The organism is Amycolatopsis sp. MEPSY49 (genome assembly GCF_051337345.1).
GTDB lineage: Bacteria > Actinomycetota > Actinomycetes > Mycobacteriales > Pseudonocardiaceae > Amycolatopsis.
This window is the reverse complement of sequence record NZ_JBDLYJ010000001.1, coordinates 1,073,688-1,086,032: the sequence shown is the minus strand read 5'-3', so window position 1 is coordinate 1,086,032 and position 12,345 is coordinate 1,073,688. Positions and strand designations below refer to the sequence as shown.

At 71.7% G+C, this 12,345-nt stretch carries 10 protein-coding genes; 6 read left to right on the top strand and 4 right to left on the bottom strand.

Going from position 1 to position 12,345, the window contains the following annotated elements; all coding sequences use genetic code 11:
* Positions 1-51: 51 nt before the first annotated feature.
* Genes ABFJ78_RS05435 through ssd form a run of 4 tightly spaced genes read right to left on the bottom strand, consistent with a single transcriptional unit; the run spans position 52 to position 3,213 of the window.
* Positions 52-822, bottom strand: a complete 771-nt coding sequence (locus ABFJ78_RS05435) for a type II secretion system F family protein (protein WP_436384575.1) — start codon at positions 820-822, stop codon at positions 52-54.
* Positions 816-1,967 carry a TadA family conjugal transfer-associated ATPase gene (locus tag ABFJ78_RS05430; RefSeq protein WP_436384574.1) on the bottom strand — a complete coding sequence of 384 codons (1,152 nt, stop codon included), beginning with the start codon at positions 1,965-1,967 and terminating at the stop codon, positions 816-818. Before ABFJ78_RS05430 ends, ABFJ78_RS05435 begins: the two co-directional genes overlap by 7 nt.
* Positions 1,964-2,143 carry a hypothetical protein gene (locus ABFJ78_RS05425; protein ID WP_436384573.1) on the bottom strand — a complete coding sequence of 60 codons (180 nt, stop codon included), beginning with the start codon at positions 2,141-2,143 and terminating at the stop codon, positions 1,964-1,966. The genes ABFJ78_RS05430 and ABFJ78_RS05425 overlap by 4 nt, the downstream gene beginning before the upstream one ends.
* Positions 2,140-3,213, bottom strand: a complete 1,074-nt coding sequence (gene ssd, locus ABFJ78_RS05420) for a septum site-determining protein Ssd (protein WP_436384572.1) — start codon at positions 3,211-3,213, stop codon at positions 2,140-2,142. The genes ABFJ78_RS05425 and ssd overlap by 4 nt, the downstream gene beginning before the upstream one ends.
* 613 nt (positions 3,214-3,826) lie before the next feature.
* Between ssd and ABFJ78_RS05415 the strand changes: the two genes are divergently transcribed.
* The 6 genes from ABFJ78_RS05415 (at position 3,827) to ABFJ78_RS05390 (ending at position 12,298) form a co-directional block, all read left to right on the top strand.
* Positions 3,827-4,657: an HAD family hydrolase gene (locus ABFJ78_RS05415; RefSeq protein ID WP_372671564.1), complete on the top strand. Its 831-nt coding sequence runs from the start codon at positions 3,827-3,829 to the stop codon at positions 4,655-4,657.
* A gap of 702 nt (positions 4,658-5,359) precedes the next feature.
* On the top strand, positions 5,360-7,099 hold the full coding sequence (locus ABFJ78_RS05410; protein ID WP_436385389.1) for a glycoside hydrolase family 3 protein: 1,740 nt from the start codon (positions 5,360-5,362) through the stop codon (positions 7,097-7,099).
* On the top strand, positions 7,096-8,364 hold the full coding sequence (locus ABFJ78_RS05405; protein ID WP_436384571.1) for an exo-beta-N-acetylmuramidase NamZ family protein: 1,269 nt from the start codon (positions 7,096-7,098) through the stop codon (positions 8,362-8,364). The genes ABFJ78_RS05410 and ABFJ78_RS05405 overlap by 4 nt, the downstream gene beginning before the upstream one ends.
* A gap of 46 nt (positions 8,365-8,410) precedes the next feature.
* Complete coding sequence (locus ABFJ78_RS05400) at positions 8,411-10,132, top strand: serine hydrolase (protein WP_436385388.1); 1,722 nt, start codon at positions 8,411-8,413, stop codon at positions 10,130-10,132.
* Positions 10,133-10,370: 238 nt separating this feature from the next.
* A complete protein-coding gene (locus ABFJ78_RS05395) occupies positions 10,371-11,345 on the top strand; it encodes a MurR/RpiR family transcriptional regulator (protein WP_436384570.1) in 975 nt (324 codons plus the stop codon).
* 23 nt (positions 11,346-11,368) lie between these two features.
* Positions 11,369-12,298, top strand: coding sequence for an N-acetylmuramic acid 6-phosphate etherase (locus ABFJ78_RS05390; protein ID WP_436384568.1), 930 nt, complete (start codon positions 11,369-11,371; stop codon positions 12,296-12,298).
* Positions 12,299-12,345 lie beyond the last annotated feature (47 nt).

The following is a 12,345-nucleotide window of genomic DNA, read 5'->3' as shown; positions in this document are numbered from 1 at the left end:
GCCTCCGGCCGCTCCGGGGACGTTGCGCGACGAGCGGGCGGGCGGTGGTGGTCATCGGAGCTTCACCCGGCCCGTCAAGGCTCGGCACCACGCCGTCCCCGCCCAAAGCAGGATGCTGCCCACCACCAGCAGCAGCTGGCCCGGCGTGCTCTCCGTCAGGACCTCCAGCGGGGACGCCCCCATCACCTGGCCGAGCGCTATGCACAGCGCCGGGAGGGCGGTGAGGACCGCTGCGCTGGCTCGGGGGCCTGCCAGCTTTGCGCGGGTTCTGCGCGCGAAGGTCAACGTTGCTTCCGCGTCTCTGCGGGTGGCCTCCAGGACGTCCGCCATCGGGAGGCCGTGGCGCTTGGCCAATGTCCACGCCGCCGCCAGTTCGGGGAGGGCCGGTGCCTTCAGGTCGCCGTCGAGGCGGGCCGATGTCGCCAATGCCCGCAAGTCGCCTGCTACCGGTGGGACCACCTCGGCCGCTGCTTCCGCCGCCGTCACCGGGTGGGCGCCGGAACGCAGCTCCGAGACCATTGTTCGCAACGCCGTCGCCGTGTGGGCTGCCAGCTCGATGTCCGCCGCCGTTCGGCGGTGGGCTTGGCGCTCCTGGTGCCAGGCCAGCGTCAGGACGCCCGCGGCGATCGCGCCTCCCGCGCCCGCCAGTACGCCCGCCGACGTGGCCGGCAGCAGCCAGCGGATCGCCGCCCACGCGTCGGGGACGCGGAACGTCGTCGGGGGCTCGACCGCGGCCTGGAGGCGGGTCGGGGCCGCCGGCCAGCACGCCAGGGCCGCTCCCAGGCACAGCGGGAACCACGGGGTGAGAAGCACGCTCAGCACGCGATCGCTCCCGTCGAGGCGAAGAGGTGGCGGTCGATCGTCCAGCGACCCGCTCGCCACACCGGGACGACTCGTGCGCGGCCGTGTTCCGCTCGGAGCACGCCCACTTCCGCCAGGCGGCGCCGGCCGCCGGGGTCTCGTCTCATGTGGAGGACCACGCGGATCGCCGCGACGAGCTGGCTGTGGACCGCGTCGCGGCCCAGGCCGCCCAATGCCGCCAGCGCCTCCATGCGGGCCGGGACCTCGGCCGGCGAATTCGCGTGGACCGTGCACGCGCCGCCGTCGTGGCCCGTGTTCATGGCCGCGAGCAACGCGCCCACCTCGGCGCCGCGGACCTCGCCGACCACCAGGCGGTCGGGCCGCATGCGCAGCGCCTGGCGGACCAGCTCCGGCAGGCCCACCGCGCCCGCACCCTCCACATTGGCCGGCCGGGCGACGAGGCTGACGAACTGCGGGTGCGCCGGGTGCAGCTCGCCGGCGTCCTCGACGCACACGATTCGCTCGGCCGGCTCCACCGCGCCGAGCAGCGCGGCCAGGAGCGTCGTCTTGCCCGCGCCCGTGCCGCCGGTGACGAGGAACGCCATCCGCCGTGAGACGACCGTCCGCAGCACCTTCGCGCCGTTCTCGTCGAACGCGCCGAGCTCCTGCAGCTTCGCGAGGTCGTGCGTAGCCGGGCGCAGGACCCGCAGCGACAGGCACGTGCCGTTCGCCGCGACCGGCGGGAGGACCGCGTGCACGCGGACGCGGCCGTGGGGGCCGGCCCCGGGGAGCCAGCCGTCCACAAAGGGCTGTGCGTCGTCGAGCCGGCGCCCGGCCGCGAGCGCCAGGCGCTGAGCCAGCCGGCGGACGGCTTCTTCGTCCTGGAACCGGATACCGGTGCGGGTCAGGCCTTCCGCGCCGTCCGTCCAGACCTCGGCCGGCCCGGTGACGAGCACGTCGGTCGTCGCCGGGTTCTCCAGGAGCGGCGCCAAGGGACCCGCGCCGACGAACTCGGCGCTGGCCCGGCGGGCCGCGTCGAGCACCGCGTCGTGGCCGAGGGCGCCGCCGGCTTCGGCCCGGACGGCCGTCGCGACCGCCACCGGATCGGCTTGGCGGCGGTCGCCGGCGAGGCGGTTGCGGACGCGGTCGACGAAGTCGGTCGTCACGGTCGCACCGCCGGGGGCCGGGTGGCACCGGGGTGGGCCGTCACACGGGTGCCCGCCAGTACGGTCAGGAAGTTCTCCGCACTGACCGGGCCGCGGCCGGCGAGGGCCAGGACCGTGGGCAGCAGGAGCTCCGCCACCCTGACCGGCGGGGCCGGCGGGTGGAGGCGGGGGCTCATCGGGCCGCCGCCCGGGCTTCGCGGCGGGCGAACGCCAGGACTGCCGATGCCGCTTTCGCCAATGGGCCCGCCGGCTTGGTCGGGAACTCGCCGCGCTCGATCGTCGCGGCCAGGCCGCGCTCCGGCTCCATCGACGCCAGCAGCGGCGGGCCGAGGAGGCCGACCGTCTGGTCCGCCGCGACGCCGGAGCGGGACCGTCCACACGCGACCACGCCGAGGCGTGCCGTCAGTGCCGACAGGGGCCGCAGCACCTGTTTCGCCGCCATGCAGGCGCGGAACTCGACCGGCGCCACCAGCACGACGAGGTCGGCCACCGCGACCGCCTCCGCCGCCGGGTCGCTCAGCGCGCGCGGGAGATCGCAGACCACCGTGCGGCCCGACCGGCGGCCGGCCGAGAGGACCGCCGACAGGGATTCGACCGCCGGGCCTTCGCCCTCCGGGCCGCACGCCAGCACCGGCAGGCTGCCGCCGCGATGCCTTCGCTGCGGTAGCGCCGTTGCCAGCGACGCTACCGAGACGCGGCCGCTCAGCCGGACCTCCGACCAGCGCGCTCCCGGGGTCTTTTCCAGCCCCAGCAACAGGTCCAGCCCGCCGCCGAGGGGATCGCAGTCGGCCAGCAGGGCGCCGCCCGGCTCCCGGTCGGCCGCCAGCGCCAGCGCCGCGGCGAAGACGGACGCGCCCGCGCCGCCCCGGCCGCCGACCACGCCGAGCACCAGGCCGGCCTCCTCCGCCGGGGTCTCGACGACGTCGGCGAAGGCGCCCGCGAGCTCGGTCTCCTCGTCCGGCAACGAGATCACGCGCTCGACGCCGCCGCGGAACGCGCTCTCCCACGTCCGCGGCCCCGGGTTGCCCTTGCAGACCAGCAGGATCCCGCCTCGCCGGGGCAGCACGGGTGGCAGCCGCGCCGCTTCTTCGTCGAGGACCACCAGTGGCGCGCGGGCCCAGTGGCCGCGGGCCGCCGTGAGGTCCGGTGCCCGGTCGAGCTCGCAGCCCGCGACCGCGGCCACGCGCAGGATTTCGTCGAGCACGGTTTCGTCCGCGGCGACCACGAGCGGTCGTTCCCCCGTCATGCGTTCCTCCCCCGTCGTCGGTGGGGGCCGTGGGTGGCCCGGGTTCCACCGTCGCGGGGGGCGGTACGGGGGCGCAACGGGGCGGACGGGCGGCTGTGGACAACCGGGGTGTTGTGGACAACTGCCGCCCGGGGCGCGGCTCGCGAGCCGGTCTTGTCGGTGGGGTGTGGCAAGATCGCGCCCGCCCGCGACGCACCTGCGGCGGGAAAGCCCGACGAATATCCGCATTCGACGAATTCGACCGAATCCGGGAATGGCTGATACGGCCTGGGGAAACGGAATCGAGAAAGGTTAGCGGAAGGCAAAAAGGCCCGCGCCGAAGGCGTGGGCCGAAAGGTAAGAGGAGAGTTAAGAGGGCGGCCCCCGCCAGGGGGGAGGGACGGGGGCCGCCGTGGGTTCAGCCCCGGGGGGTCGGACTGAACCGGCCCGGTTGGACACCGGGCTCCCTCACTGTAACTCCGCCGGTGGCCGGTTCGCGCGCCGGGCGAGGCACACAGTTCGGTAACGGCACGGCGCGCCGGAAGTGCCTGACTGTCATGGATTTTCCGCCCGCCGCGCCGCGCGGGTGGCGGATCGACGGGACGCGCCGCGATCAAGCTCCTATCCTGGGCACGTGGCCGAACCGAGCAGCGCGCCGTCGCGCATCCGGAAGCCGGGCCCGGAGCACGCGGTGGCCGCGTTCTTCGACCTGGACAAGACGATCATCGCCTCGTCGAGCGCGCTGGCGTTCAGCAAACCTTTGCTGAAAGAAGGATTGATCAACCGTCGCGCCGCGTTGCGAAGCGCCTACGCGCAGCTGGTGTTTTCGCTCGCCGGCGCCGACGAAAACAAGACCGAGCGGCTGCGGGCCGAGGTTTCCGCGTTGTGCGCGGGCTGGGACGTCGCCCAGGTTTCGGCGATCGTCCGCGAAACCCTGCACGACGTCGTCGACCCGCTCGTGTACGCGGAGGCAGCGGAGCTGATCGCGCGCCACCGCGAGGACGGGCACGACGTCATCGTGCTGTCCGCGACCGGCGAGGAGGTCGTCGCGCCGGTGGCGGAAATGCTCGGCGCGACCCGCAGCGTCGCGACGCGGATGCAGATCGTCGACGGCCGCTACTCCGGCGAAGTCGACTTCTACTGCTATGGCGCCAACAAAGCCGTCGCCGCGAAGCAGCTCGCCGCGACCCACGGCTACGACCTCGCCGAGTGCTTCGCCTACACCGATTCGAGCACCGACATCCCGCTGCTCGAGGTCGTCGGGCACCCGCACGCGGTCAACCCGGACAAGCTCCTGCGGCGCGAGGCCCTCGAGCGCGGGTGGCCGATCCTGGCGTTCGACCGGCCGATGTCGCTGCGCAGCCGGCTCCCGGCCCGGTCGGCGGGCATGGTCGCGCTCGGCGTCGGCGCGGTGGCGGCGGGAGCGACCTGGTACGGCCTCAATCGTCGCCGTCGGTCCCGATAGCCGACCAGCCGCCACCCACACGGCCGCAGGGCTTCCGGTTTGCTTGGCCCAGCCCCGAATTGTCCGTCGCGCAGGGTGCCGGTGTCACCCGATCCAGCCTCTGTACCGGTGCACCCATCCGCGCACTTGAAGTGACCGGGCTCACGGCGTAGAAAGTAGGTGCGGACGTTCGGTCGGCCAGGGAGCAGGTAGAAGAGAAGCCTGTTCCACCCCGGCAAACCTCCGTGCGCGGACTCCGGGTACCCACGCGCAGCGCGCCGCGGGAGGCTCGTCGTCTAGGGACTGCGTAGTGGGACGCCACACGCCGAGTCCATGTAGGTACGACCAGAGTTGCACGCTTGGTCGCCCGAGAAGTTCGCGCTTGCAGGCGGCGCCCGTTGGCCCTAGGCCACGGGCGCCGCCTCGTCTATGCGGAAAGCCCGGCGACGGCGAAGCCGGGGACAGCCCAGTCGCCGAGGTGGTCCGCCGCCCGTTCGGCCGCGCCGCACATGGTGCGAACGGCGACTTTCCTACCGATCCGGGTACGACCGGACCGTTCGCGCGGACGGTCGATGGACATCGACGGATTCGGTGAGTAGCTTCCCGATACTGGCGCCTCCGAGTGGACTTCTCACGTCCGCCGGGCGCCCGCAACTTTCTGGGAGGCTGGTCGTGACGACCCGAAATCGGAGGTTCCATGCGCTCGCCCTGCCCGTCGCGGGGGTGCTCGCCCTCACCGGTGTGGGTGTCGCGACCGCGGCGAGCGCACCGCGGGTGAGCGCCGACGCGCAGGCGGAAGCCGCGGCGTCGCAAGTGCTGCGGGGACTGACGCTCGAGCAAAAGGTCGGGCAGCTGTTCGTGACGTGGGTGAACGGCAAGTCGGCCGACGAGGTGAACCCGAAGAACCAGACCGACTTCGGGGTCGACACCCCGGCCCAGGTCGTCCGGAAGTACCACCTCGGCGGCGTCATCTACTTCAACAACGACTCGCGCGACAACTTCGACGACCCCGTGCAGGTCGCGAAGCTGTCCAACGGCCTCCAGAAGGCCGCCATCACCAGCGGGGCGCACATCCCGCTGCAGGTCGCCGCCGACCAGGAGGGTGGCACCGTCACCCGGATGGGCGCGCCGGCCACCGAGTTCCCGAACGCCATGGCCATCTCCGCCGGGCGGGACACCGGCCGCGCGACGAAGGCGGCGACCATCCTCGGCCAGGAGCTGCGGGCCGTCGGCATCAACCAGGACTTCGCGCCCGACTCCGACGTCAACTCCAACCCGGTGAACCCGGTCATCGGCGTCCGGTCCTTCGCCGGGCAGCCCGGCCTGGCCAGTGACTTCGTCACCGCCGAGGTCGGGGGCTTCCAGAAGTCCGTGGCCGCGACCGCGAAGCACTTCCCCGGCCACGGCGCCGCGCCGACCGACAGCCACACCGGCCTGCCGCGGATCGACAGCACCGAGGACCAGTGGCGCGCCACCGACGTGCCGCCGTTCAAGGCCGCCATCAAGGCCGGCGTCGACTCGATCATGACCGCGCACATCCAGTTCCCCAGCCTCGACCCGTCGCTCGAACCCGCGACGCTGTCGAAGCCGATCGTCACCGGCAAGCTGCGGGGCGAACTCGGCTACAACGGCGTCGTCATCACCGACTCCCTCGAGATGCAGGGCGTGCGCGAGCTGCACAGCGACGCCGAGATCCCGGTCCTGGCCCTCAAGGCCGGCGTCGACCAGCTGCTCATGCCGGTGCACCTCGACGTCGCCATCCACTCGGTGCTCGCCGCCGTGAAGTCCGGTGAGATCCCGATGCAGCGGATCGACCAGAGCGTGCTGCGGGTGCTGAAGCTGAAGTTCAAGAGCGGCATGCTCTTCGCGCCGTTCGTCGACCCGAACCGCGTGATGAAGACCGTCGGCACGCCGGCGAACCTCGCCACCGCCCAGGACATCGCCGACCGCGGCATCACGGCCGTCGCGAACGACGCCGGCTTGCTGCCGCTGAAGCAGAAGCCCGCCACGGCGCTCGTCACCGGCTGGGGCGCCACCACGACGACGACGCTCGCGCAGAAGCTGACCGCCCACGGCACGGCCGCGACGGCGTACCAAACCGGTCAGGCCCCGACGGACGCCCAGATCGCGCAGTCGGTCGCGAACGCCAAGAACGTCGACCTCGTCGTCGTGCTGACCAACAACATCGGCGGCTTCCCCCTGCAGACCAAGCTGCTGAACGCCGTGGGCGCCACCGGCAAGCCGGTCGTCGCGGTCGCCGCGCAGATCCCGTACGACGCCGGCTACCCGAGCGCCGTGCAGACCTGGCTGGCGACCTACGGCTACATCGGGCCGACGCTCGAAGCCCTGGCCAAGGTGATCCTCGGCGAGACGAAGCCGGTCGGGAAGCTGCCGGTCGACATTCCGGCGGGCACCGACGTGCACACCGTCAAGTACCCCTTCGGCCACGGGCTGACCTGGTGAACGTGAACCGGCGCCACTTCCTCGGCGCGGGCGCGCTGGCGGTCCCGGCTCTCGCGGGCGGCTCCGCGGTGGCCGGAGCCCAGCCCGAGCCCCAAGCCCAGAGCCATGGCCGGGTCCTCACCGGCGCGGAGCAGCTGGCCGCGCAGGGCTGGCGGTCGTTGAAGGGCCGCAAGCTGGGCGTCCTGTCGAACCCGACGGGCGTCCTGCTGAACGGCGACCACATCGTCGACTCGATGGTCGCGGCCGGCGTCAAGCCGGTCGCGGCCTTCGGGCCCGAGCACGGCTTTCGCGGCAGCGCGCAGGCCGGCGGCTCCGAAGGCGACTACACCGACCCTCGCACGGGCGTCCCGGTGTACGACGCGTACGGCGTCGACGCCGCGAAGCTCGCGACGCTGTTCACCAAAGCGGGCGTCGACACGGTCGTCTTCGACATCGCCGACGTCGGCGCGCGCTTCTACACCTACATCTGGTCGCTCTACACCGCGATGGTCGCCGCCGCGCAGGTCAAAGCGGCGTTCGTCGTGCTCGACCGGCCCAACCCGATCGGCGGCCGGGCGGCGGGCCCGCTGCTCGACCCGAAGTTCGCGTCCGGGATCGGACGGAAGCCGATCGTCCAGCAGCACGGCATGACCGTCGGCGAGCTGGCCCGCTTCTTCGCCGAGGAGTTCCTGCCCGGCGAAGGCGTCCGGCTCGCGCACCTTGACGTCGTGCAGGTCCGCGGCTGGCAGCGCGACACGCTCTTCGCGCAGACCGGCCTGAACTGGGTGCTGCCGAGCCCGAACATGCCGACGCCCGACACGGCGCTCGTCTACCCCGGCACCGGCATGTTCGAGGGCACGGTGTTCTCCGAAGGCCGCGGCACGACCAGGCCGTTCGAGATCATCGGCGCGCCCGGGCTCGACTGGCGATGGCGCGAGAAGCTCGAAGACCTGCGGCTGCCCGGGACGAAGTTCCGCGAGATCTACTTCGTGCCGACGTTCAGCAAGTTCGTCAACCAGACCTGCGGTGGCGTGCAGGTCGGCGTCGGCGACCCGCGGTCCTTCGACGCCATCCGCACCGCGGTCGCCATGCTCGTGACGGCCAAGGCGCTGCACCCGGACGTCTTCGCCTGGCGCCCGGACAACTACATCGACAAGCTCTCCGGGTCCGATCGCCTGCGGACCATGGTCGACGCCGGCGCGGGCGTCGACGAGGTCACCGGGGCCTGGCGGGCCGAGCTCGCCGAGTTCGACCGCAGACGTCGTCACTACCTGCTCTACCGCTGAGGGGGAACTCGTGCGTGCTAGGAAGGTCATCGCCGCGGCCACCGGAGTGCTGGTCGCGCTGACCACGTTGACCTCGGGAGCCAGCGCCATCGGACGCCACGACGACGCCGGCCGCTTCGACCGGCCGCAGCACGGCTTCGCCGCGCCGTGGACGACCCTGCGCGACGGGCGGCCGCAGGAGGTCAACCTCGACCCGGCGCCGATCAAGGCCGCCGAGGACTTCCTGGCGAGCTGGACGAAACCGGATGCCACCGGGCACCCGCACTTCTCCGGCGCGGTCGGCCTGCTGGCCCACGACGGCGTGGTCGTCGACCGCTACGCCGTCGGCGGCGCGCTGCGGTACGCCGACGCCGCGGGTACCGAACTGCCCGCCGGCCAGCAGGTGCCGATGCGCAACGACACCATCTTCGACATGGCGTCGATCTCGAAGCTGTTCACCTCGATCGCCGTGCTGCAGCTGGTCGAACGCGGTCAGCTCACCATCGACACCCCGGTGAGCCGCTTCTTCCCGGAGTTCGCGACCGGCGACAAGGCCGCCATCACGGTCAAGATGCTGCTCACGCACGTCTCCGGGTTCGACGCCGACCCGATCCCTTCGCTGTGGGCCGGCTACCCGGACATCCCGTCGCGCCGGCAGGCCGTGCTCGACAGCCCGCTGAAGAACAAGCCGGGCACGACCTACCTCTACTCCGACATCAACCTGCTCACCCTCGGCTTCATCGTCGAGAAGCTGACCGGGCAGAGCCTCGACAAGGTCGTCCACGACCGGATCACCGCGCCGCTCGGCATGGTCGACACCGGGTACAACCCGCCCGCGTCGAAGCTGAACCGGATCGCCGCGACGGAGTACGAAGCCAACCCGCCGCGCGGGATGGTCCGCGGCAGCGTGCACGACGAGAACGCGTGGTCGCTCGGCGGCGTCGCCGGGCACGCGGGCGTGTTCAGCACCGCGAACGACATGGCCGTCCTCGCCCAGACGATGCTCAACGGCGGCAGCTACCGCGGGCACCGGATCCTCCGCGAGGACACCGTGCGGCAGATGATGCTGACGAACTACAACCAGCAGTTCCCGGACGACGCGCACGGCCTCGGCTTCGAGCTCGACCAGCCCTGGTACATGGGCGCGCTGGCGTCGCCGGTCACCGCCGGGCACACCGGCTTCACCGGGACGACGCTGGTCATCGACCCCGAGTCGCGCTCCTTCGCGATCCTGCTGACCAACCGCGTGCACCCGACCCGCAACTGGGGTTCGATCAACACCGCGCGCCAGGTCTGGGCGACGTCGCTGGCCAGGGCGATGGCCGTCGAACCCAAAGCAGGGAAGGACGCCTGGACGAGCACGCTGGGTAACGCGAGCGTCGCCACGCTGAGTACCGGCCCGTTTACTACGCAAAGTGATCAAGCACGCGTGTCCTTTTACGCCTTCGTGGACACCGAAGGAAGCACTGATCCACTTCAGCTGCAGGCGTCCACCGACGGGGTGAACTGGCAACCGATCGCGCTCTCGGTTTCCGGTCCGGGCGCACCCTCCGGAGATGTGACGTCGCTCTCCGGACACGGGCACCGTGCCTGGTGGCGGGCCACGGGCACGCTTCCGCGTGGTACGGCGGTCAGCCTGCGGTGGCGTTACAGCACCGACCCCAATTACACGGGCCGCGGCGTTTCGGTCGACGGTGTGAAAGTCACCGAGAGCGGCCGATCACTCCTCGACGGTGAACGAAACCCTGCCGCGTTCGTCGCGGAGGGTTGGCACTTGAGCTCAAGGTGACGGCACTGTCGCTGACCGTCGAACATTCGGCCGAATTTACCGTCCGCTTGCTGCTTGCACCGCGACACTAAGTTGCCAAGTCGTTAGCTTGACCTCGTTAACAAGACCGACCTGGTTGGCGACTTTCTGGTCAGTGATTAATCGCAAATCCAGATCCGCAGACACGGACGGGTTGCGATCCGACCGAAGGGTGTGGGTAGCCTTGTCGCAGATGCCAACGGTTAGTAACTTTCCGACGGTGAGTGATACCGAATCCGTAGTCGGCACGGCACCGTCCGAGCCCGTATCGGTCCAGCCGGCCGTGCGGGACGCGGACGCCAGCCCGCTGGTCCGGATCCGGTCCCTGCTCCCCGGACTGGCCCGCGCCGAGCAGCGCGTGGCCAAGGTGGTGCTGGAAGATCCCGCCTCGGTGGCGAGACGCAGCATCACCGAGGTGGCCTTGGCCGCCAACACGAGTGAGACGACGGTGACGCGGTTCTGCAAGGCCGTCGGCGTCGGCGGGTACCCGCAGCTGCGCATCGCGCTGGCCGCGGACACCGCCCGCACCGAGGCGCGCACCACGCGCAACCTCGGCGGCGAGATCGGCCCGGAGGACGACCTGGCCGCCGTCATCGGCAAGGTCAGCTTCGCCGACGCGCGCGCCGTCGAAGAGACCGCCGACCAGCTCGACGTCGCCACGCTCGAGCGCGTGATCGAGGTCGTCGCCAGCGCCGGCCGCGTGGACGTCTACGGCGTGGGCGCCAGCGCGTTCGTCGCCGCGGACCTGCAGCAGAAGCTGCACCGCATCGGCCGCGTCTGCTTCTCGTGGTCCGACACGCACATCATGCTCACCTCGGCCGCGGTGCTGAGCCCCGGTGACGTCGCGATCGGCGTCTCGCACACCGGCGCGACCACCGACACCGTCGAGGCGCTGCGGGTGGCCCGGGAGCACGGCGCGATCACCATCGCCGTGACGAACTTCCCGCGCTCCCCGATCACCGAGGTCGCCGACTACGTTTTGACGACCGCGGCGCGGGAAACCACCTTCCGTTCGGGGGCCACGGCGAGCCGCATCGCCCAGCTCACCGTCATCGACTGCCTGTTCATCGGCGTCGCGCAGCGGCACATGGACGCGTCGGTCAGCGCCCTGGACGCGACCAGGGACGCGGTCGGCTCGCACCGCTTGGGGGTCAGGCCGGACGGTCGTCGCCGTCCGCGGGAAACCGGCAAGTAATGACCGGAGAAAATGTGAGGCGCATGATGACCGTCCCCACGCAGGCGGTGCACGTCGATTCGCCGACCGAAACCCGCAATCCCCGCACCACGGACATCGACCTGATGTCCACCGCGGGGATCCTGGGCGCGATCAACGCCGAGGACCGCACGGTCGCCGGCGCCGTCGCCGCGGTGCTGCCCCAGGTGGCGCGCGCGGTGGACTACGCGGTGGACGCCCTGCGGTCCGGCGGGCGGGTGCACTACGTCGGCGCGGGCACGTCGGGGCGCCTGGCCACGCTGGACGCGGCCGAGCTGGTGCCGACGTTCAACGTGCCGGCGGACTGGTTCATCGCGCATCACGCCGGCGGCGAGAAGGCCCTGCGCAGCGCCGTCGAAAACGCGGAGGACGACGACGGGGCCGGCGCGGCCGAAATGGCCGCCATGGTCCAGCCGGGCGACTTCGTGCTGGGGCTGACGGCGTCGGGCAGGACGCCGTACGTGCTGGGCGCGCTGGCCGCGGCGGCGCGCCAGGGTGCCCGCACCGGGCTCGTCTCGGGCAACCCGAAGGCCGCCAAGCCGGCGGGCGTCGACGTGCTCATCGCCGTCGACACCGGTCCGGAGGCGATCGCCGGCTCGACCCGGATGAAGGCGGGCACGGCGCAGAAGATGATCCTCACGTCGTTCTCCACGGCGACGATGATCAAGCTGGGCCGGACCTACTCGAACCTGATGGTCAGCATGCGGGCGACGAACGCGAAGCTGCGCGGCCGGACCATCCGGATCCTGCAGGAAGCCACCGGCATGACGATGGCGGACTGCTCGGACGCGCTCACCGAGGCCGGGGGCGACCTCAAGGTGGCGCTGGTGCACTTGCTGTCCGGCGAGGACGTCAAGAGCGCCGCGAAGGCGTTGCACGCGTCCGGTGGGCACGTGCGGAAGGCGTTGGACCTGGTGCGGGTGCGCGCTAGCTAGACCATCATCTGTTCACCTGTCTAACCTCTCAGATGAGGGAAGGCGGG

Coding starts and splice junctions, on each gene's coding strand:
- ABFJ78_RS05425 (WP_436384573.1), bottom strand. CDS start 2,143: ATGAGCCCCCGCCTCCACCCGCCGGCCCCGCCGGTCAGGGTGGCGGAG.
- ABFJ78_RS05390 (WP_436384568.1), top strand. CDS start 11,369: ATGATGACCGTCCCCACGCAGGCGGTGCACGTCGATTCGCCGACCGAA.
- ssd (WP_436384572.1), bottom strand. CDS start 3,213: ATGACGGGGGAACGACCGCTCGTGGTCGCCGCGGACGAAACCGTGCTC.